This window comes from Mycobacterium colombiense CECT 3035 (assembly GCF_002105755.1).
GTDB classification, from domain to species: Bacteria; Actinomycetota; Actinomycetes; order Mycobacteriales; family Mycobacteriaceae; genus Mycobacterium; species Mycobacterium colombiense.
This window is the reverse complement of record NZ_CP020821.1, coordinates 821,100-840,864: the sequence shown is the minus strand read 5'-3', so window position 1 is coordinate 840,864 and position 19,765 is coordinate 821,100. Positions and strand designations below refer to the sequence as shown.

The 19,765-nt window shown below is 69.3% G+C and carries 19 protein-coding genes and 1 pseudogene; 2 read left to right on the top strand and 18 right to left on the bottom strand.

The genetic code is table 11. The features are described from left to right. Positions 1 to 41: 41 nt before the first annotated feature. From B9D87_RS04025 to B9D87_RS03985, 9 genes and pseudogenes are all read right to left on the bottom strand, one after another. On the bottom strand, positions 42 to 890 hold the full coding sequence (locus B9D87_RS04025) for an acyl-CoA thioesterase II (protein ID WP_085977894.1): 849 nt from the start codon (positions 888 to 890) through the stop codon (positions 42 to 44). A 92-nt stretch (positions 891 to 982) separates the two neighbouring features. After that, positions 983 to 2,401, bottom strand: coding sequence for a pyruvate kinase (pyk, locus tag B9D87_RS04020; RefSeq protein ID WP_007776179.1), 1,419 nt, complete (start codon positions 2,399 to 2,401; stop codon positions 983 to 985). Between the two features lie 65 nt (positions 2,402 to 2,466). Continuing rightward, a complete protein-coding gene (locus B9D87_RS04015) occupies positions 2,467 to 2,820 on the bottom strand; it encodes a DUF2752 domain-containing protein (RefSeq protein WP_040631867.1) in 354 nt (117 codons plus the stop codon). A gap of 165 nt (positions 2,821 to 2,985) precedes the next feature. Continuing rightward, complete coding sequence (locus tag B9D87_RS04010; protein ID WP_007776183.1) at positions 2,986 to 4,665, bottom strand: prolipoprotein diacylglyceryl transferase; 1,680 nt, start codon at positions 4,663 to 4,665, stop codon at positions 2,986 to 2,988. Next, the gene (trpA, locus tag B9D87_RS04005; protein WP_007776184.1) at positions 4,662 to 5,477 is read right to left on the bottom strand and encodes a tryptophan synthase subunit alpha; all 816 of its coding nucleotides are present in this window, start codon (positions 5,475 to 5,477) and stop codon (positions 4,662 to 4,664) included. The genes B9D87_RS04010 and trpA overlap by 4 nt, the downstream gene beginning before the upstream one ends. Further along, complete coding sequence (trpB, locus tag B9D87_RS04000) at positions 5,474 to 6,736, bottom strand: tryptophan synthase subunit beta (RefSeq protein WP_175648696.1); 1,263 nt, start codon at positions 6,734 to 6,736, stop codon at positions 5,474 to 5,476. The genes trpA and trpB overlap by 4 nt, the downstream gene beginning before the upstream one ends. 69 nt (positions 6,737 to 6,805) lie before the next feature. After that, positions 6,806 to 7,624, bottom strand: a complete 819-nt coding sequence (gene trpC / locus B9D87_RS03995; protein WP_007776189.1) for an indole-3-glycerol phosphate synthase TrpC — start codon at positions 7,622 to 7,624, stop codon at positions 6,806 to 6,808. A gap of 112 nt (positions 7,625 to 7,736) precedes the next feature. Beyond that, complete coding sequence (locus tag B9D87_RS03990) at positions 7,737 to 8,414, bottom strand: TIGR02234 family membrane protein (protein WP_052002585.1); 678 nt, start codon at positions 8,412 to 8,414, stop codon at positions 7,737 to 7,739. After that, positions 8,407 to 9,944 (bottom strand): annotated as a pseudogene (locus B9D87_RS03985) (anthranilate synthase component I). Before B9D87_RS03985 ends, B9D87_RS03990 begins: the two are co-directional and overlap by 8 nt. 73 nt (positions 9,945 to 10,017) lie before the next feature. On the opposite strand from B9D87_RS03985, the gene B9D87_RS03980 reads away from it, so the two are divergent. Next, positions 10,018 to 10,476 carry a peroxiredoxin gene (locus B9D87_RS03980; RefSeq protein ID WP_007776195.1) on the top strand — a complete coding sequence of 153 codons (459 nt, stop codon included), beginning with the start codon at positions 10,018 to 10,020 and terminating at the stop codon, positions 10,474 to 10,476. A gap of 3 nt (positions 10,477 to 10,479) precedes the next feature. Here B9D87_RS03980 and B9D87_RS03975 read toward each other — a convergent pair whose 3' ends face one another. Beyond that, on the bottom strand, positions 10,480 to 11,571 hold the full coding sequence (locus tag B9D87_RS03975) for a calcium:cation antiporter (RefSeq protein WP_007776196.1): 1,092 nt from the start codon (positions 11,569 to 11,571) through the stop codon (positions 10,480 to 10,482). Between the two features lie 107 nt (positions 11,572 to 11,678). Here B9D87_RS03975 and B9D87_RS03970 point away from each other — a divergent pair, with 107 nt between their 5' ends. Further along, positions 11,679 to 13,205 carry a serine/threonine-protein kinase gene (locus tag B9D87_RS03970; RefSeq protein ID WP_007776198.1) on the top strand — a complete coding sequence of 509 codons (1,527 nt, stop codon included), beginning with the start codon at positions 11,679 to 11,681 and terminating at the stop codon, positions 13,203 to 13,205. 4 nt (positions 13,206 to 13,209) lie between these two features. Here the strand turns inward: B9D87_RS03970 and hisI are convergent, their stop codons facing one another. The 8 genes from hisI to hisD form a co-directional block, all read right to left on the bottom strand. Continuing rightward, positions 13,210 to 13,557, bottom strand: coding sequence for a phosphoribosyl-AMP cyclohydrolase (gene hisI / locus B9D87_RS03965; protein WP_007776200.1), 348 nt, complete (start codon positions 13,555 to 13,557; stop codon positions 13,210 to 13,212). Next, positions 13,554 to 14,342 carry an imidazole glycerol phosphate synthase subunit HisF gene (gene hisF / locus B9D87_RS03960; RefSeq protein ID WP_007776201.1) on the bottom strand — a complete coding sequence of 263 codons (789 nt, stop codon included), beginning with the start codon at positions 14,340 to 14,342 and terminating at the stop codon, positions 13,554 to 13,556. The genes hisI and hisF overlap by 4 nt, the downstream gene beginning before the upstream one ends. 1 nt (position 14,343) lies before the next feature. Continuing rightward, positions 14,344 to 15,144: an inositol monophosphatase family protein gene (locus B9D87_RS03955; RefSeq protein WP_007776204.1), complete on the bottom strand. Its 801-nt coding sequence runs from the start codon at positions 15,142 to 15,144 to the stop codon at positions 14,344 to 14,346. 6 nt (positions 15,145 to 15,150) lie between these two features. Continuing rightward, positions 15,151 to 15,882: a bifunctional 1-(5-phosphoribosyl)-5-((5-phosphoribosylamino)methylideneamino)imidazole-4-carboxamide isomerase/phosphoribosylanthranilate isomerase PriA gene (gene priA, locus B9D87_RS03950; protein ID WP_007776205.1), complete on the bottom strand. Its 732-nt coding sequence runs from the start codon at positions 15,880 to 15,882 to the stop codon at positions 15,151 to 15,153. Positions 15,883 to 15,964: 82 nt separating this feature from the next. Beyond that, on the bottom strand, positions 15,965 to 16,588 hold the full coding sequence (hisH, locus tag B9D87_RS03945; protein WP_007776206.1) for an imidazole glycerol phosphate synthase subunit HisH: 624 nt from the start codon (positions 16,586 to 16,588) through the stop codon (positions 15,965 to 15,967). Further along, entirely contained in the window at positions 16,585 to 17,205 is a 621-nt protein-coding gene (gene hisB, locus B9D87_RS03940; RefSeq protein ID WP_007776207.1) for an imidazoleglycerol-phosphate dehydratase HisB, read from the bottom strand. The genes hisH and hisB overlap by 4 nt, the downstream gene beginning before the upstream one ends. Beyond that, complete coding sequence (locus tag B9D87_RS03935; RefSeq protein ID WP_007776208.1) at positions 17,202 to 18,344, bottom strand: histidinol-phosphate transaminase; 1,143 nt, start codon at positions 18,342 to 18,344, stop codon at positions 17,202 to 17,204. The genes hisB and B9D87_RS03935 overlap by 4 nt, the downstream gene beginning before the upstream one ends. After that, the gene (gene hisD, locus B9D87_RS03930) at positions 18,341 to 19,687 is read right to left on the bottom strand and encodes a histidinol dehydrogenase (protein ID WP_007776210.1); all 1,347 of its coding nucleotides are present in this window, start codon (positions 19,685 to 19,687) and stop codon (positions 18,341 to 18,343) included. Before hisD ends, B9D87_RS03935 begins: the two co-directional genes overlap by 4 nt. Between the last annotated feature and the right edge of the window lie 78 nt (positions 19,688 to 19,765).

Below are 19,765 nucleotides of genomic sequence, written 5' to 3'. Positions count from 1 at the left end.
CACGAATTCGCGCGGAGATTCCGTAGCTATTAGGTCACGTTTTACCGGCCCGAAGATGGGAAGTATTTCAGGACGCCTTCTTGCACCACCGTGGCCAGCGGTTGCCCTGATCGGTCGAAGAAGTGCCCGGCCCCCAGGCCCCGGGAATCGGCCGCCACCGGCGACGATGTGGCGTACAACACCCAGTCGTTGAAGTTGACCTGCCGGTGAAACCAAATGGAATGATTGGCCGACGCGGCGAATATGCGGTCGAATCCCCAGGAAAGGCCGTGCGTCGTGATAACCGAGTCCAATACCGTGGTGTCCGACGAATACACCATTGTTGCCGTGTGCAATATGGGGTCGTCGGGAACTTCCCCCAACGCCTTGACCCAGACCCGATTGTGCGGGAGCCGATCGCCCTTCGTTCGCATCACCCACGCCGGATCGTTGGTGTAACGCCATTCGATGGGCTGCAGGGCGTTGACGAAGTGCGGAACGGTCTCCTCGTAGCCGCGCAGGAGTTCACCGATCGTGGGCTGGGTGTGCGGCTCGGCCACCTCCGGCGGCTCGATGCCGTGTTCCAGGCCGCGGCCGCCGGACATGTAGGAGACCAGGGCCGTGGACAGCAGCGTGCCGTCTTGCACTGCATCGACGCGCCGGTTGGCGAACCGGCGCTCGTCGCGCAGCCGTGTCACCCGGAACTCGATGTCCTTGGCGGTGTCCCCGCCGTTGATGAAGTGCACCGACAGCGCGCCCGGCGGCAGGTCGGCGCGAACCAGGCTGCGGCTGCTCGCGACGAATGACTGCGACATGAGCTGGCCGCCGAAGGTCCGCATCGGGTTCTTGCTGGGATGCGAGCCGATGAACAGGTCGTCGTCGACACGGCGGAGGTCGAGGGTCGCCAGCAGCTCGACGAAATCCGGATGGGTCTGCGTCGCGGCTTCGTCAACCGCATTCGGCTCCTGAGACTCACCGCCGGCCGGCACACGCTCTCCTCTAGTTAGACGTCGTCCTCCCCGATCCGGTGCACATGGATGAGGTTGGTTGACCCTACTGTGCCAGGTGGCGCGCCGGCGACGATGACCACCAGGTCGCCCCGCTTGTAGCGACCGAGTTCCAGCAGCGACTTGTCGACCTGGCGGATCATGCCGTCCGTGGAGGTCATCATCGGGACGATGAACGTTTCGGTGCCCCAGGTCATGGCCAGCTGACTGCGCACCTCCGGCCACGCGGTGAAGGCCAGCAGCGGCAGCGGGGTGTGCAGGCGCGCGAGGCGCTTGACCGTGTCGCCGGACTGGGTGAAAGCGACCAGTGCCTTGGCGTCGAGGCGCTCACCGATGTCGCGTGCCGCGTAGGAGATCACGCCGCGCTTGGTGCGCGGCACGTGCGTCAGCGGCGGCGCGGCCGTGGAGTTGTCCTCGACGGCGCAGATGATGCGCGCCATGGTCCGGACGGCCGCCAGCGGATACTTCCCCACCGAGGTTTCCCCGGACAGCATCACCGCGTCGGCGCCGTCCAGGACGGCGTTGGCGACGTCGGAGGCCTCCGCCCGGGTCGGCCGTGAGCTCTCGATCATCGAGTCGAGCATCTGGGTCGCCACGATCACGGGTTTCGCGTTCTCCCGGGCCATCTGGATGGCCCGCTTCTGCACCAGCGGCACCTCTTCCAGGGGCAGTTCGACGCCCAGGTCGCCGCGGGCCACCATGATCGCGTCGAAGGCCAGCACGATGGCCTCCAGATTGTCGACGGCCTCGGGCTTCTCCAGCTTCGCGATCACCGGCACCCGCCGGCCGACGCGGTCCATCACCTCGTGCACCAGTTCGACGTCCGAGGGTGAACGCACGAACGAGAGGGCGATCAGGTCGACACCGAGCTCCAGCGCGAAGGTGAGGTCCTCGATGTCCTTGTCCGACAAGGCCGGTGCGGTCACGTTCATGCCCGGCAGCGAGATGCCCTTGTTGTTGCTGACCGGTCCGCCCTCGACGACCGTGCAGATGACGTCGTCACCGTCGATGCCGTCGATCACCAGGCCGACCTTGCCGTCGTCGACCAGGATGCGGTCGCCGACGGCGGCGTCCTCGGCCAGCTTCTTGTAGGTGGTCGATACGCGGTCGTGGTCGCCGTCGCAGTCGGCGACGGTGATCCGCACCGTTTCGCCGTCGGCCCAGTACGTGGGACCGGTGGCGAAACGACCCAGCCTGATCTTGGGGCCCTGCAGGTCGGCGAGCACACCGACGGCTCGGCCCGTCGCGTCGGAAGCGGACCTGACGCGTTCGTAGGCGGATTTGTGATCCGAGTAGTCGCCATGGCTGAAGTTCAGCCTTGCGACGTCCATTCCGGCCTCAACCAGGGCCAGGATCGACTCATCCGAATTGGTCGCAGGGCCAAGGGTGCAGACGATCTTCCCGCGTCTACTCACGCCGACCCAGCATAGTCGTGTGTAACCCCCACGGCCCGCAGATTGGCGCCCCGCGCAGTGTGCTTTTACCCACCAAGAACGGTGGGAAACAAGGGGAAGGCGGGCAGGTTACGCAGCACCGTCCACGCGATCGTCGCGACAAGGGCGGTGAGCAACGCGGCCCTGGGCGCAACCCCCTTGCCGCGGGCGCGGCGCACCAGCACCCATGCGGCCAGCAGCGGGATTCCTACCAGCACGAAGACGTTGTCGTGGATGCCGGCCATCAGGTCGCCGTGCAACAGGTCGTGCGTCATCCTCAGCCCGCCGCAAAACGGGCAATTCCAGCCGGTGAGCCATTTGAACGGACACGCCGGGTAGATCGAACTGGGGCGGTGTGGGTCGGCCAGCGCGACGTAGCCGAGCGCGCCACCCAGCGCCACCCCGGTCCCGGCCGCGATGGAGAGGCGATGGCGCCGCACGCCGCGCGGATGCGGTTGCGCGGCCGGGTGAGGTCGCGTCATCTCGCCGCTGACCTTGTGTCGGTCACGGTTTTCAGCCTGCCAGATCCGTTGCGCTCCGCCAGGTGAATCGGGGCACGCCGATGGTCAGCGCCCCGACAGCCGGTTCCTGAGTCGCGAGCCCCATCGCCGACGGGTTTCGGGCTCAGTCGGGGTCGGCTTGGTTTCCGGTGTTTCGGGTTGGGGTGTCTCGCGTTCGGGTGTCTCGGCGGCCGGCTCGTCCGCTTCGGCCTCTTCGGCTTCGGGTTCCTCGGCTTCGGGTTCCTCGGCTTCGGAATCCTCGGCTTCGGAATCCTGCACTGCCGCTTCGGCTTCCGGCTCTTCGGCCTCCGATTCTTCGGCTTCGGGCTCTTCGGCTTCGGGCTCTTCGGCTTCGGGCTCTTCGGCTTCGGGCTCTTCGGCTTCGGGCTCTTCGGCTTCGGCTTCCGGCTGCTCGGCTTCGGGCTCTTCGGCTTGCGGCTCTTCGGCTTCCGGCGCTTCGGCTTCGGCTTCGGGCTCTTCGGCTTGCGGCTCTTCGGCTTGCGGCTCTTCGGCTTCCGGCGCTTCGGCTTCGGCTTCGGGCTCTTCGGCTTCGGCCCCTGATTCAGAATCCTCGGATTTCGCTTCCGCCTCGGCCTTTTCGGGTTCTTCTGCCTCGGCGTCTTCGGTTTCTTCTGCCTCTGCCTCGGCGTCTTCGGCCTCTACGGCCTCGGCCGCGCTGGGCTCCGCCTCGGTGGCCGCCACCGATTCTCCGGCGCCCGCATCGGCGGCGGTGGTGTCGTCAGCTTCCGCCGTCTCCGCCGAGGACGTCGGCGCATCACCCGCCGCGGTGGTCGCTGCGGCGGCCGCCGCGGTCGTCGCAGCCGCCACCGTCGCGGGCTCAGCGTCCGGTTCGGCCTCGGCCGCTTCCTCGTCGAGGTATTCGTTGCCGCGCAGGCTCTCGGGATCTTCGCGGCCCTTAGGCGCCGCCATCAGATACACCACGGCCCCGATGAACACGAAAGTCGATGTAAACGAGTTGATCCGGATGCCGGCGATGTGGGTGGCGGTGTCGTCGCGCAGCAACTCGACGCAGAACCGCCCGACGCAGTAGCCCGCCACGTACAGGGCGAACAGCCGGCCGTGGCCCAGCGTGAATCGGCGGTCCGCGTAGAGCAGCGCGACGAAAATCAGGAGGTTCCAGATCAATTCGTAGAGAAACGTCGGCTGCACCACGAACGCGAGCTGGCCCGTCGAGACGCCATCCAGCGAATGCGGGTCGATGTATCCCGAGGGGTCCCGGCGGTAGAAGACCTCCAGGCCCCACGGCAGCGTGGTCTCGCGGCCGTAGAGTTCCTGATTGAAATAGTTGCCGAGCCGACCGATGGCCTGCGCCAGGATGATTCCGGGGGCCAGCGCGTCGGCGAAGGCGGGAAGCGGAATCCCGTGCCGGCGGCAGCCGATCCAGGCGCCGACGGCCCCGAGCGCCACCGCGCCCCAAATCCCCAGGCCGCCGTCCCAGATCCGAACGGCCGCCCCGAGTCCGGCGCCGCCGGGGCCCCAATAGGTACGCCAGTCGGTGGCCAGGTGATACAGCCGGCCACCGACCAACCCGAACGGCACCGTCCACAGCGCGATGTCGTAGATCACGCCGCGCTCGCCGCCGCGGGCTTCCCAGCGCCGGTCGCCGATCAGCAGCGCGGCCACGATGCCGGCGATGATGAACAGGGCATAGGCCCGGATCGGCAGCGGGCCGAGGTGCCACACGCCCCGCGGCGGGCTCGGGAAATAGGCCAGCAGCTTCGTCACGAGACGGCCGCCCTCTGACGAACACCGGCGGCGAGTTCCTCAGTCAGTGCACGCAATGCAGTCAACCCCCCCTCACCCAGCGCCGACACCAGCGCGGACCCGACGATGACGCCGTCGGCGTAACTGCCGATCTGGGCGGCCTGCTCCCGCGACCGCACCCCCAGACCGACGCCGACGGGTATGTCGGATATCTCCTTGACCCTGCTCACCAACTCGGGCGCGGCGTTCGACACGACGTCGCGCGCCCCGGTCACGCCCATCGTCGAGGCCGCGTAGACGAATCCCCGCGACGCGTCGACCGTCATCGCCAACCGCTGCGGCGTCGAGGACGGCGCCACCAGAAAGATCCGGTCCAACCGGTGCTCCTCGGAGGCCGCCAGCCACTGCCCGGCTTCGTCGGGGATGAGATCGGGCGTGATCAGGCCGAACCCGCCCGCGGATGCCAGATCCCGGGCGAACGCGTCAACCCCGTAGCGCAACACCGGGTTCCAGTAGGTCATCACCACCGCGTGGCCACCGGCCGCGCTGATCGCCTCGACCGCGGCAAGGGTGTCGCGAACGCGCACTCCCCCATGCAGCGCGATCTCGGTGGCCTTGGCGATGGTCGGGCCGTCCATGCCGGGGTCGGAATAGGGAACCCCGACTTCGATGATGTCGCAACCCGATTCGACCAGTGCCGTCATCCCTTGCACCGACGTCGGCACGTCGGGGTAACCGGTGGGCAGGTATCCGATCAGCGCCGCGCGATTGTCTGTGCGGCAGTCATCGAAGATCGACTCGAGCTTGCCCGCTTCGCTGTGTTTGACCGTCATCGATCGCTGGATCCCAACAGCCCGAACCACTTCGCGGCGGTCTCGACGTCCTTGTCGCCGCGCCCGGACAGGTTCACCACGACGATCGCGCCGTGCCCCAACTCGGGGCCCAATTTCAGGGCGCCGGCCACGGCGTGCGCGGATTCGATCGCCGGGATGATCCCCTCCGTGCGGCACAGGACGCGGAACGCATCCATCGCCTCGGAGTCTGTGATCGGTCGGTACTCGGCGCGGCCCGTCTCGCGCAGGTACGCATGTTCTGGCCCCACTCCCGGATAGTCCAGACCCGCTGAGATGGAATGGGATTCGATGGTCTGCCCGTCCTCGTCCTGCAGCAGGTACGAGAACGATCCCTGAAAAGCACCGGGCGAGCCGCCGCTGAAGGTCGCGGCGTGCCTGCCGGTTTCGACACCGTCGCCGGCCGCCTCGAAACCGACCAGTCGCACATTCGGGTCGTCGATGAACGGATGGAAGATGCCGATGGCATTGGATCCGCCGCCGATGCAGGCCACCACGGCGTCGGGCAACCGGCCCGCCTGGGCCTGGATCTGGGCACGCGCCTCGAGGCCGATGATCCGCTGGAAATCGCGCACCATGGCGGGAAAGGGATGCGGGCCGGCCGCGGTGCCGAAGCAATAGAAGGTGTTGTCGGCGTTGGTAACCCAGTCCCGGAACGCCTCGTTGATGGCGTCCTTGAGCGTCCTCGAACCGCTTTCCACCGAGACGACCGTCGCTCCCAGCAGGCGCATCCGCGCCACGTTGAGCGCCTGACGCTCGGTGTCCACCGCGCCCATGTAGATCACGCACTCCAGGCCGAGCAGGGCACACGCGGTGGCGGTCGCCACGCCGTGCTGACCGGCCCCGGTCTCGGCGATCACCCGCTTCTTGCCCATCCGCTGCGCCAGCAGCGCCTGACCGAGCACGTTGTTGATCTTATGAGAACCGGTGTGGTTCAGGTCTTCTCGCTTGAGGAAGATGCGCGCGCCGGCCACTTCGGACAGGCGCGGCGCCTCGTACAGCGGCGACGGCCGCCCGGCGTAGTTCGCCTGCAGGTAATCCAGGGTGTCCAAGAAATCCTGGTTGACGCGTTCCTTCTCGTAGGCGGCGGTGACCTCTTCGATCACGGCCATCAAGGCCTCGGCGACGTAGCGGCCGCCGTACACACCGAAATGGCCACCCGCATCGGGTTCGTGGCGGGTGGGTTCGGCGATGGCTGCGCTCGCGAGCGGAAGGTCCGGGCGGGACAGGTCCACCATCACCAAGTCTCTACGCGGGGATGGCTCATGGGTTCAACGTTTCAGCGCTGGGGCTCTTCAGTGCCGTTGTGACTACCGAGCCGGTTTCGGACAGGACGGATGGGTGCCCGCGGTGACCAGGTCGGCGACCGCGGCGCGCGGGTCACCACTTTTGACCAGACCTTCGCCGACCAGGACGGCGTCGGCACCCGCGCCGGCGTACGCCAGCAGGTCCCCGGTACCGCGCACACCGGATTCGGCGATCCGGATCACGTTGCTGGGCAGCCCCGGAGCGATGCGCGCGAAGCAGTCCCGGTCCACCTCGAGTGTCGCCAGATCGCGGGCGTTGACGCCGATTACGTTGGCTCCGGCCTTGAGTGCCCGGTCGGCTTCTTCCTCGGTGTGCACCTCGACGAGCGCCGTCATGCCCAGCGATTCGGTGCGGTCCAGCATCGACACCAACGCCGACTGCTCCAGCGCCGCGACGATGAGCAACAGCATGTCGGCACCGTGCGCGCGCGCCTCGTGGATCTGATAGGGCTGCACGACAAAGTCTTTGCGCAGAATCGGTATCGACACGGCCGCGCGCACCGCGTCGAGGTCGTCGAGCGAGCCGTGGAAGCGGCGCTCCTCGGTCAACACGCTGATGATGCGGGCGCCACCGTCTTCGTAGGCCCGGGCCAGTTTCGCCGGATCGGCAATCGTGGCCAGGGAGCCCGCCGACGGGCTGGCGCGCTTGACTTCGGCGATGACGCCGATTCCGGGCTCGCGCAGGGCGGCCATCACGTCGCGTGGCGGTGGCGCGGCCGCCGCGGCGGCTTTGATCTCGGACAGGCTGATCAGCGCTTCACGCGCGGCAACGTCGGCCCGGACTCCCTCGAGGATGGAGTCAAGCACGGTTGCCGGACTCATGCCTGTCGTTTCCCTTCGCCCTGTCGCCCGCTGTCATCCCACGGCCGATTTGTTGTCCCCAGCCGATTGCGACGACGTGAATGAAGGGTAGCGGCCCGCGGCTTGCGTCCCATCACCGACCCTCGCTGTCAGACTCGTTCGGCCGATCGGTTGGGTCGCGTCCCTCGTCAAGCGCGTCCCAGATCATCCGCTCCGACATTCCCGGCGTCTCCGCCTGCTCCAGCATCGCCCCGTCGGCCTCTTCGCGTCGCGCAATCGACCGGCGCGTCGCCGGTGCGGCGTACTTCGAGCGGGTCGACCCCGAGTCGGACGCGGAGCGCATGAGCAGGACGGCGGCGATGAGCGTGCACGCCGCGGCGGCCACCGTGACACCGGCGCCCCCGTACAGCCGCTCGCTTCCCACCAGCGACATCACCGAGACGTGCGCCAGTTCGGCGCCGCGGACCGCCACGTCGGGCAACACCCACAGGCTGACCCCCAGGTAGCCCACCGCCAGGCTGACCACCGCCAACAGACCCGCCAGCGCGCGCAGCAGCCAACCCCGCACGGCGATGGCGGCGACGGCCGCGGCCAGCAGGAGCAACGCCAACGGCAGCAGCGCCGTCGACCACGCCGCGCCGGCCAGGGTCACCTGCTTGGGCGGCCCGAGCCCGTCGAACGACCGGATGACGACCCAGGGCAGGCGTGAGGCCAGCCATAACGTTCCTGCGGCAATCACCAGCACCGCCTGGGCAATCCGGATCAGCCACCGGCTGTTCGGGCGGCGGGTGCCCGCGCCGGCCTCAGCCATCGCCACTGGGGCCGGGTTCGGTCAGCGTCTCGGCGGCCGCGATCGCGCTCAGCACCGCGCGGGCCTTGTTGGTCGCCTCGGTGTACTCGTAGGGGCCGTTGGAATCGGCCACCACCCCGCCACCGGATTGCACGTAGGCGATGCCGTCGCGCATCAGGGCGGTACGGATGGCGATCGCGAAGTCGGCATTGCCGGCGAAGTCCAGGTAGCCGACCACGCCGCCGTACAGGCCGCGGCGCGTCTTCTCCACCTCTTCGATCAGCTCCATGGCCCGGACCTTCGGCGCGCCCGACAGCGTGCCCGCCGGGAAGCAGGCCGTCACCGCGTCCAGCGCGGTGCGACCCTCGTCGAGCGTGCCCGTCACCGTCGATACCAGGTGCATGACGTGGCTGTAGCGTTCGATGTGGCTGTAGTCCTCGACGCGCACGGTGCCCGGCGCGCAGACCCGGCCCAGATCGTTGCGGCCCAGGTCGACGAGCATCAGGTGCTCGGCGCGTTCCTTCTCGTCGGCCAGCAACTCCTTTTCCAGCAGCTGGTCCTCTTCGTCGGTGTCCCCGCGCCACCGGGTGCCCGCGATCGGATGGGTGGTCGCGGTGCCGTCGGCGACGGTGACCAGCGCCTCCGGACTGGAGCCCACGATCGAAAAGTCAGTTCCCCCAGCGCCATTCGGCACCTGCAGCAGATACATGTAGGGGCTCGGGTTGGTGACCCGCAACATCCGGTACACGTCGATCGGATCGACGTCGGTGTCCATTTCGAACCGTTGCGAGGGCACCACCTGGAAGGCCTCCCCCGCGGCGATCTGGTCGACCAGGTAGTCGACGATCTTTCCGTACTCCTCGACGCTGCGTTGCGCGCGGTAGCGCGGCTCGGGCCGCTCGAACGTGCCGACGGTGGACGGCAGCGGCTGGCCCAGCGCCGCCGTCATCACGTCCAGGCGGGCGATCGCGTCGTCGTAGGCCTCGTCCACCCGCTCGTCGGTCCCGTTCCAGTTCACGGCGTTGGAGATCAGCGTGATGGTGCCCTCGTGGTGGTCGACCGCCGCCACGTCGGTGGCCAGCAGCAGCAACATGTCCGGCAGCTTCAGGTCGTCGACGGCCAGCTCGGGCAGCCGCTCCAGGCGCCGCACCAGGTCGTAAGCGAAGAACCCGACCATCCCGCCCGACAGCGGCGGCAGCCCGTCGAGCGGGCCGGTGGCCAGCAGCTCGCAGGTGGCGCGGAGGGCCTGCAGCGGGTCGCCCCGGTCGGTGCGTCCTGTGGCACCACGCCCAGCCAGACGGCCTCGCCGTCGCGCACGGTCAGCGCCGACGGCGCCCCGGCGCCGATGAACGACCACCGCGACCAGGAACGACCGTGCTCGGCCGACTCCAGCAGGAAGGTGCCCGGACGGTTGGCGGCGAGTTTGCGGTAGGCCGACAGCGGCGTCTCGCTGTCGGCCAGCACCTTGCGGGTCACCGGAACCACGCGGTGCTCGGCTGCCAGCTGGCGGAAATCCTCTCGTGAGGTCGTCGCGGCAAGGTGGGCGTGCACCGATCCATCCTCCCAGACGGGTTGCTGTGCTTCGGCCCAGCCCGACGACGCTTGCGGGCGTAGCGTGTCCGCCATGAAACCTGGTGACACCGTCGCGGACTTCGAGTTGCCCGATCAGACCGGGACGCCGCGCAAGCTCAGCGAACTGCTCTCCGGCGGGCCCGTGGTGCTGTTCTTCTACCCGGCCGCGATGACGCCCGGCTGCACCAAGGAAGCGTGCCACTTCCGGGACCTGGCCTCCGAATTCGCCACGGTGGGGGCCAACCGGGTGGGGATCAGCGCCGACGCCGTGCAGAAGCAGGCCAAGTTCGCCGACCTGCAGAAGTTCGACTACCCGCTGCTGTCGGACACCGACGGCACCGTGGCCAGCCAGTTCGGCGTCAAGCGCGGCCTGCTCGGCAAACTGATGCCGGTCAAGCGCACGACGTTCGTGATCGACACCGACCGCACGGTGCTCGAGGTGATCTCCAGCGAGTTCAACATGGACAGCCACGCCGACAAGGCTCTGGCGACGCTGCGCGCGCGGGCGTGAGCCTCAGGGGCTGATCGCCAGGAACACGTAGGCGGCCAGCAGCACCAGATGCACCTCGCCCTGCAGGCGGGTCGCCCGCCCTGGCACCACGGTCAGCACGCTGATCACCACCGTCAGGGCGAGCAACACCAGCTGGATGGCGCCGAGGCCGAGCACCAGCGGCCCCTTGAGCCAGATCGACGCCAGCGCGATCGCCGGGATGGTGAGCCCGATGCTGGCCATCGCCGACCCGTACGCCAGGTTCAGGCTGATCTGGATGCGGCCCTGGCGCGCCGCCCGCACGGCCGCGACCGTCTCGGGCAGCAGCACCAGCGCGGCGATGATCACGCCCACGAACGACTGGGGGAAGCCGACCGCGGTCACCGCCTTTTCGACCGCCGGCGACTCCTCCTCGGCCAGGCCCACCACCGCCACCAGGGCCCCCAGCATCAACCCGAGGCTGGTCAGCGCCGCGCGGGTGGTCGGCGGATCGGCATGGCTCTCGTCCGCGAACAGGCTCTTCTGGCCCTTCTGCGCGACCGGCAGGAAGAAGTCGCGGTGCCGCACCGTCTGCGTGAACACGAACACCAGGTAGAGCAACAGCGAGGCGACCGCGGCGAAAATGAGCTGCCCGGGCGAGAACTCCTTGCCCACGGCGGTGGTGGTGAACGCGGGCAGCACCAGGCTCAGGGTCGCCAGCGTGGTCACCGTGGCCAGCGCGGCGCCGCTGCCTTCGGCGTTGAACAGCGTCACGCCGTAGCGCCGGGAACCGAGCAGCAGCGACAACCCCGCGATTCCGTTGGTGGTGATCATCAGCGCGGCGAAGGCGGTGTCCCGGGCCAGGGTCGCCGTCTCGTTGCCCCCGGACGCCATCAGCTCGACGATCAGGGCCACCTCGATGACGGTCACCGCGGCGGCGAGCACCAGCGACCCGAACGGCTCGCCGACCCGGTGGGCGACCACCTCCGCGTGGTGCACCGCGGCCACCACCGCACCGATGAGAAACAGCGCCGCCAGCCCGACCAGCACCGGCCCGAGCGTCTCGCCCCAGATCAATGCCAGCACGACAACGGAAAGCACCGGCACAACGACGTTCCAGGACAACCATTTCGACATTGCCCGCCATTCTTGTCGAAGTCGTGCGCCCGCGCCTGCGGAAAGTGACCGCGGACACCCCCGGCGATAACCGGTTGCGGCGGCGACGTCGTCAGTAGCATGCTCACATGCCCGACAGCGGCAACGACGGCGACGGCCTGACCCCGGGACAGGTGTTCGCCGGCTACACCATCGTTCGGCGGCTGGGAGCCGGCGGCATGGGCCAGGTCTATCTGGCTGCGCATCCGCGGCTGCCGCGCCGCGACGCGCTCAAGGTGCTGTCCGGCGAGCTGACCGCGAACGACGAGTTCCGCCAACGTTTCAACCGCGAGGCCGATCTGGCCGCCAGTCTCTACAACGAGCACATCGTCGGCATCCACGACCGAGGCGAGTTCGACGGAAAGCTGTGGCTGTCGATGGACTACGTGGAGGGCATCGACGCCTCGGAATTGCTGCACAGCCGGTATCCGTCCGGCATGCCCAAAGTCGAGGTGGTCGAGATCATTTCGGCGGTGGCCGATGCGCTCGATTACGCCCACTCGCGCGGCCTGCTGCATCGTGACGTCAAACCCGCCAACATCCTGCTCGGTGACGCCCACCCGCGACGGCGGATCCTGCTGGCCGATTTCGGCATTGCCCGCGAGCTGGGTGAGATCAGCGGCCTGACCGCGACGAACATGTTGGTGGGCACGACCGCCTACTGCGCGCCCGAGCAACTGCAGGGCGCGGACCTCGATGCGCGGGCCGACCAGTATGCGCTGGGGTGCACGGCTTATAACCTGTTGACGGGTTCGGCTCCGTTTCATCATTCCAACCCGGCGGTGGTCATCGGCCAGCACCTGTCCGCGCCGCCGCCGCTGATCAGCCAGCGCCGGCCCGAGTTGGCCGAACTCGACCCCGTCATCGCCAAGGCGCTCGCCAAGCACCCGTCCGACCGCTACGCGTCCTGCACGGATTTCGCCGCGGCGCTGGCCGGCCGAGCGGTCACCACACCGCCCGACGCCGCGGGTACAACCGAAATCAGCTCCGCGCCAACGGAAGTCATCGCAACGCCGCCGGCCCCGGAAAGCGCGGCGGCACCGGCGCGCGGCGGGCGCGTCGGGGCGGTGGCGCTGACGGTCGTGCTGGTGGCCGCCGCGCTGGTCGCCGTCGCCGCCGTCATCGGGGTGCGCCTGTTGAACGGCCACGCCGGCCGGCCGGACCCTGGCACCGCGTCACCGCCGGGCCGAACCACCGCGAGCGCGGTTGCGCCACCGGCGAAGCCGGCCCTGAAGCTGTCCGGCCAGATCACCGACCAGTCGGGGGTGCTCGGCCCCATCGAGCACAACACTGTCGAACGCGCGCTGAACAACCTGCACAACCGCCGCGGCATTCGACTATGGGTGGTGTACGTCAAGAATTTCGCCGGACTCCGGCCGCTCCGCTGGGCCGAAGACACCATGCGCGCCAACGGTTTCACCGACAGCGACGCGCTTTTGGCCGTCGCCACCGAGGAGCGCGCCTTTTCCTTCCGGGTGCCCGGCGCGGCGATCAGCGGAACGGCGATCGACGTCGAGGCCATTCGCCGCGACCGCATCGAACCGGCCGTCGTGCGGCGGGAGTGGACCCGCGCCGCGGTGGCCGCGGCCAACGGACTCAACGAAATGCCGGGTTAGGCGCTCAGCGCTCCGGTGCCAGCAGCACGTCGGCGTCGAAACAGCTGTGATCGCCGGTGTGGCAGGCGCCGCCGACCTGGTCGACCGTCAGCAGCACGGTGTCGCCGTCGCAGTCCAGGCGCACCGAGTGGACGTACTGGGTGTGGCCGGACGTCGCCCCCTTGATCCACTGCTCACCGCGGGACCGCGAATAATAGGTCGCCTCACGGGTTTCCAGCGTCCTGGCCAGCGCCGCGTCGTCCATCCAGGCGACCATCAGCACGTCACCGCTGCCGCGCTCCTGCACGACGGCGGTGAACAGGCCGTCGGCGTTGCGCCTCAGCCGCGCGGCGATCTGCGGGTCGAGACTCATCGCACGGTGATCCCTTCAGCGGCCATCGCGGCCTTCACCTGACCGATGGTCAGCTCCCGGAAGTGAAAGACGCTGGCCGCCAACACCGCATCGGCGCCGGCCGCGATCGCGGGCGCGAAGTGTTCGGCCGCCCCGGCCCCGCCGCTGGCGATGACGGGCACCGTGACCGCCGACCGGACCGCCTGCAGCATCTCCAAGTCGAACCCGGCCTTGGTGCCGTCGGCGTCCATCGAGTTCAGCAGGATCTCCCCCACCCCCAAATCGGCTCCGCGCGAAGCCCACTCGACCGCATCCAGCCCGGTGCCCTGGCGCCCGCCATGGGTGGTGACCTCCCAGCCCGACGGCGTCGGCACCGCGCCCGGCGGCACCGTGCGGGCATCCACGGACAGCACGATGCACTGGGAGCCGAATTGCCGCGCCATCTCGGCCAACAGTTCGGGGCGGGCGATCGCGGCGGTGTTGATGGACACCTTGTCGGCGCCCGCACGCAGCAACACGTCGACGTCGGCCACGGTGCGCACCCCGCCGCCGACGGTCAGCGGAATGAAGACCTGCTCGGCCGTTCGGCGCACCACCTCGAGCATGGTGGCCCGCCCGGATGACGACGCGGTGACGTCCAGAAACGTCAGCTCGTCGGCGCCTTCGGCGTCATAGACGGCCGCGAGTTCTACCGGATCACCGGCGTCCCTGAGGTTTTCGAAGTTGACGCCCTTGACCACCCGGCCGCCGTCGACGTCCAGGCATGGGATCACTCGCACCGCGAGGCCGTGCGGGTTCGGGGCCATCTCAGTAGTCCTCCGGTCGGCCGGTGGCGCGCAGGATTTCCAGGATCTCGGCGTGGGCGGCGGGACCGGCCGCCAGCGCGGAATCCGACGACGGGGTCCAAGGCTGTCCGGCCAGGTCGGTGACGACACCACCGGCGGCGTGGACCAGCGCCACCCCGGCGGCGTGATCCCACACGTGTCCACCGAAACTGATTGCCGCACCGAGTATTCCGTCGGCGACGAACGCCAGATCAAGGCCGGTGGAGCCGTGCATGCGCAGTCTCGAGGAAACCCGGCTGAGGTTCTCCAGCACCGCCATTCGGTAGCGCCCCGGGAACCGGCCGCGAGCGTCCGCGCTGAACGACCCGGCGCCGACCAGGGCGTCGGCCAAGTCGACGGGCGCCAGCGGCGGCTGCGGCGCCCCGTTCTTGCGCAACGGGCCACCAGCCACCGCGGTGTAGCGCTGATTCATGAACGGCAGCCAGGTCAGTCCGGCCACCGGGGCACCGTGGTGCAGCAGGCCGAGCAGGATCCCGGCCATCGGAGATCCGGCCGCGTAATTGAAGGTGCCGTCGACGGGGTCCAGTACCCACACCCAGGGCGAATCGACGGCCGAGCCGCCGAATTCCTCGCCGTGCACCCCGATCCCGGTGGCCTCGACGAGCGCGGCGACCACCTCACGCTCGATCGCGAGGTCGACGTCGGTGGCAAAGTCGTTGCCCTTCTTGCGGACCGCGGAATCGGCGCGGTGACCGGCAAGGAACGGTTCGACCGCGTCGTCGAGAATCGCCGACGCCTGCGCCACCAACGTGTGCACGTCCATGCGGCGCTACTCCGCCACCGCGGCCAGCGCCTGCGGCAAGGTGAACCGGCCCGCGTAGAGGGCCTTGCCCACGATGGCGCCCTCGATCCCGCGGCCGGTGAGGGTGGCGATCGCCCGCAGGTCATCGAGGCTGGACACGCCGCCAGAGGCGATCACCGGTGCGTCGGTGCGGTCGGCGACGGACGCCAGCAGGTCCAGGTTCGGGCCGCCCAGCGTCCCGTCCTTGGTCACATCGGTGACCACGAACCGCGAACACCCTTGCCCGTCAAGGCGTTCGAGCACCTCCCACAGGTCGCCGCCGTCGGTTTCCCAGCCCCGGCCGCGCAGCCGGTGCGCGCCGTCGACGATCTGGACGTCCAGGCCCACGGCGACCTTGTCGCCATGCTCACTGATCGCCCGCGCGCACCACTGCGGATCCTCCAGGGCCGCCGTACCCAGGTTCACCCGGGCGCAGCCGGTGGCCAGCGCGGCGGCGAGCGAATCGTCGTCGCGGATCCCGCCGGACAGCTCCACCCGCACGTCGAGCTTGCCGACCACTTCGGCCAGCAGTTCGCGGTTGGAGCCGCGCCCGAACGCCGCGTCCAGGTCGACCAGATGGATCCATTCGGCGCCATCGCGCTGCCAGGTCAGCGCGGCATCCAGCGCCGAGCCGTATTCGGTTTCACTGCCCGCCTTGCCCTGCACCAGGCGCACGGCACGGCCGTCGACCACGTCGACCGCGGGCAACAAGATCAACACATTCCCTCCTGTGTGCCGGGGCCGCAACGCATTACGCGCATCCCCGGCTGTTGCTTGGCAGAAAGCGCTTCCGCGAGGCCCTTCACAATCCCTGGACCCAATTGCTCAACACGGCCGCGCCGGCATCCCCGCTCTTCTCCGGATGAAATTGGGTGGCGGACAACGGTCCGTCCTCGACCGCGGCCAGGAACGGGCCCTCGTGGGTCGCCCACGTCAGCACCGCGTCGGGCGAACCCTCCCACTTCTGCGCGGCGTAGGAGTGCACGAAGTAGAACCGGGTGTCGGCGTCGAGCCCCTTGAACAGCACGGTGCCGGGCCCGGATTCCACGACGTTCCAGCCCATGTGCGGAATGACCGGCGCCTGCAGCCGCGTGACGTAACCCGGCCACTGGCCGCATCCCTGCGTCTCCACACTGAATTCGACCCCGCGGGCGAACAGGATCTGCATGCCGACGCAGACGCCCAGCACCGGGCGGCCGGCGGCGATCCGCTCGGCGATGATGCGCTCTCCGCCGATGTTGCGCAGCCCCGTCATGCAGGCCTCGAAGGCGCCGACCCCGGGCACCATCAGGCCGTCGGCGGCGGCCGCGGCCCCGGCGTCGCCGGTCACCTCGACCGACGCGCCCACCCGCTCCAGGGCACGCTGAGCCGACCGCAGGTTGCCCGAGCCGTAGTCAAGGACAACTACTTTCTTGGGCGCCGTCACAGCACCCCTTTGGTGGACGGCACGTCCGACACCCGGGGGTCGGACTCGACCGCCTGGCGCAGCGCGCGGGCCACCGCCTTGTACTGCGCCTCGGTGATGTGGTGCGGGTCGCGCCCGTACAGGACGCGCACGTGCAGCGCGATGCGCGCGTTCATCGCCAGGGATTCGAACACGTGCCGGTTGATGACGGTGTGGTACGGCACCGAGCTGCCGGCAATGGTGGTGTGCTGCAAGTGATCCGGTTCCCCGGTGTGCACACAGTAGGGCCGGCCGGAGACGTCGACCGCGGCGTGGGCCAGCGTCTCGTCCATCGGGATGAAGGCGTCGCCGAACCGCCGGATGCCCCGCTTGTCACCCAGGGCCTGGCCGAGTGCGGTGCCCAGCGCGATGGCGGTGTCCTCGATGGTGTGGTGACCCTCGATTTCGACGTCGCCCTTGGTGCGCACGGTCAGGTCGAAGCTGGCGTGACTGCCCAGGGCCGTGAGCATGTGGTCGTAAAACGGCACGCCGGTGTCGATGTCGACCTGGCCGGTGCCGTCGAGGTCGAGCTCGATGACGATGTCGGATTCCTTGGTGCGGCGCTCGATGCGCGCACGACGGGTGGCGGTGGCTGTCACGGTGCTCCTACGGGGCTGGAAGTAATCGGTGCCAGTTCGGTGGCGGCGATCTGGGCGCTGGCGCGCAGAAAGGCGTCGTTCTCCTCGGCCAGCCCGGTGGTGGTGCGCAGGTAGCCGGGGATGCCGACGTCGCGGATCAGCACGCCGGCATCCAGATAGCGTTGCCAGGTGGCCGGCGCATCGGCGAATTCGCCGAACAGCACGAAGTTGGCGTCGCTGGGGATCACCCGAAAACCCATGCCGGTCAAGGCCGTCGAGACCCGCTCGCGTTCGGCGATCAGCGTCGCCACGCTGCCCAGGGTGTCATCGGCGTGCCGCAGCGCGGCGCGGGCGGCGGCCTGGGTGAGCACCGACAGGTGGTACGGCAGCCGCACCAACAGCATGGCGTCGATCACCGCCGGGGTGGCGATCAGGTAGCCCAACCGGCCGCCGGCGAACGCGAACGCCTTGCTCATGGTCCGCGAGACGATCAGTTTGGTCGGATACTCCCCCACCAGTTCGACCGCGCTGGGCTGCGACGAGAATTCGCCGTAGGCCTCGTCGACGATCAGGATGCCGGGTACCACGTCGAGCAGCCGACGCAGATCCGGCAGCGGAACGCTCTGCCCGGACGGGTTATTCGGGCTGGCGACGAACACCACATCGGGTTGGCGTTCGACGACGGCGGCGACCGCGGTGTCCAGGTCCAGTCCGAAGTCGTCGGCGCGGGCGGCCTGCAGCCATTCGGTGCGGGTGCCGTCGGAGATGATCGGGTGCATCGAATAGGACGGGACGAACCCGATGGCGCTGCGCCCCGGGCCCCCGAAGGCCTGCAGCAGCTGCTGCAGTATCTCATTGGAACCGTTTGCCGCCCAGAGGTTTTCGACTCTGAGGGCAACGCCGGTCTGGGCGCTGAGGTAGGCGGCCAGGTCGGTCCGCAGCGCCACCGCGTCGCGGTCGGGGTAGCGGTGCAGCTCGGCGGCGGCCTCGGCCACCGACCGGACCACGTCGTCCACCAGCGCCTTGCTCGGCGGGTGCGGGTTCTCGTTGGTGTTCAGCCGCACCGGGACGTCCAACTGCGGTGCGCCGTACGGCGATTTGCCGCGCAGGTCGTCGCGCAACGGCAAATCGTCGAGCGTGGGCTCCGATGGTCCGCTCATCGCTCGAACCTCCGCCGCACCGCCTCGCCGTGTGACGGCAGGTCTTCGGCCTCGGCGAGCGCGATCACATGTCCGGACACGTCTTTCAGGGCCGCCTCGGTGTAGTCGACAACGTGGATGCCGCGCAGGAAGGTCTGCACGGACAGGCCGCTGGAGTGCCGGGCGCTGCCGGCGGTGGGCAGCACGTGATTGGAGCCGGCGCAGTAGTCACCGAGGCTCACCGGCGCGTACGGTCCGACGAAAATGGCTCCGGCCGAACGGATTCGGCCGGCCACGGCGGCCGCGTCGACGGTCTGGATCTCCAGGTGTTCGGCGGCGTAGGCGTTGACCACGTCGACGCCGGCGTCCAGGTCGTCGACCAGGATGATGGCCGACTGGCGCCCGCCGAGCGCGGCCGTCACCCGTTCGCGGTGCACCGTCGTCTGCAGCTGGGCGGCCAGCTCCGCCTCGGTGGCGGCGGCCAGGTCCGCGCTGGGGGTGACCAGCACGCTGCCCGCCATCTCGTCGTGCTCGGCCTGGCTGATCAGGTCGGCGGCGACGTGCGCCGGGTCGGCGGTGTGGTCGGCCAGGATCGCGATCTCCGTCGGCCCGGCTTCGGCGTCGATCCCGACGTGCGACCGGCACAGCCGCTTGGCGGCGGTGACGTAGATGTTGCCGGGCCCGGTGATCATGTCGACGGGCGCCAGCTCGGCGCCGTCGAGGTCGGTGCCGCCGTAGGCCAGCAGCGCCACCGCCTGCGCGCCGCCCACGGCCCACACCTCGTCGACGCCCAGCAGCCGGGCGGCAGCCAGGATCGTCGGATGCGGCAGGCCGTCGAATTGGGCCTGCGGTGGGCTGGCCACCACCAGCGAGGCGACGCCGGCGGCCTGGGCCGGCACCACGTTCATCACCACGCTGGAGGGGTAGACGGCGTTGCCGCCGGGGACGTAGAGACCCACCCGGTCCACCGGGACCCACCGCTCGGTGACGGTCGCGCCCGGGCCGAGGGTTGTCGTGACGTCGGTGCGGCGCTGGTCGGCGTGCACGGCGCGGGTGCGGTCGATCATCACCCGCAGCGCGTCGGCCACCCTCGCGTCCAGGTCCGCCAGGGCCTTCTCGAGCGCGGCGTGGGGCACCCGGACGGCCGGGGGCCGCACCCCGTCGAAGGTGGCCCCGAATTCCAGGGCGGCCTCGGCGCCGCGCTCGGCGACGGCCGCCACGATCGGCCGGACCTTGGGCAGCACCGCCTCCACATCGGCGCCGCCGCGGGGCAGCGCCGCCCGCAATCGGGCAGCCGTCAACTCCGCGCCCCGCAGGTCGATGCGGGCCATCGGCGACGGTTGGGTGTTGCTCACGGTGTCCATTGTCCCAGAGGAACTCAAGTCAATATCCGCCCGGTACAGTGCCGGTATTGAGGCCATACCCCGCGCTGAGACGACAGC

What these genes read in the sequence shown, in the direction of transcription:
- trpA (WP_007776184.1), bottom strand. Translation starts at nt 5,477, where the DNA reads ATGACGGTCAAACACAGCGAAGCGGGCAAGCTCGAGTCGATCTTCGAT.
- B9D87_RS03935 (WP_007776208.1), bottom strand. Translation starts at nt 18,344, where the DNA reads ATGAGCGGACCATCGGAGCCCACGCTCGACGATTTGCCGTTGCGCGAC.
- hisI (WP_007776200.1), bottom strand. Translation starts at nt 13,557, where the DNA reads ATGAGTCTCGACCCGCAGATCGCCGCGCGGCTGAGGCGCAACGCCGAC.
- B9D87_RS03955 (WP_007776204.1), bottom strand. Translation starts at nt 15,144, where the DNA reads ATGGACGTGCACACGTTGGTGGCGCAGGCGTCGGCGATTCTCGACGAC.
- B9D87_RS03990 (WP_052002585.1), bottom strand. Translation starts at nt 8,414, where the DNA reads ATGGCTGAGGCCGGCGCGGGCACCCGCCGCCCGAACAGCCGGTGGCTG.
- hisD (WP_007776210.1), bottom strand. Translation starts at nt 19,687, where the DNA reads ATGGACACCGTGAGCAACACCCAACCGTCGCCGATGGCCCGCATCGAC.
- hisF (WP_007776201.1), bottom strand. Translation starts at nt 14,342, where the DNA reads ATGGCCCCGAACCCGCACGGCCTCGCGGTGCGAGTGATCCCATGCCTG.
- B9D87_RS03980 (WP_007776195.1), top strand. Translation starts at nt 10,018, where the DNA reads ATGAAACCTGGTGACACCGTCGCGGACTTCGAGTTGCCCGATCAGACC.
- B9D87_RS03975 (WP_007776196.1), bottom strand. Translation starts at nt 11,571, where the DNA reads ATGTCGAAATGGTTGTCCTGGAACGTCGTTGTGCCGGTGCTTTCCGTT.
- B9D87_RS03970 (WP_007776198.1), top strand. Translation starts at nt 11,679, where the DNA reads ATGCCCGACAGCGGCAACGACGGCGACGGCCTGACCCCGGGACAGGTG.
- trpC (WP_007776189.1), bottom strand. Translation starts at nt 7,624, where the DNA reads ATGAGTCCGGCAACCGTGCTTGACTCCATCCTCGAGGGAGTCCGGGCC.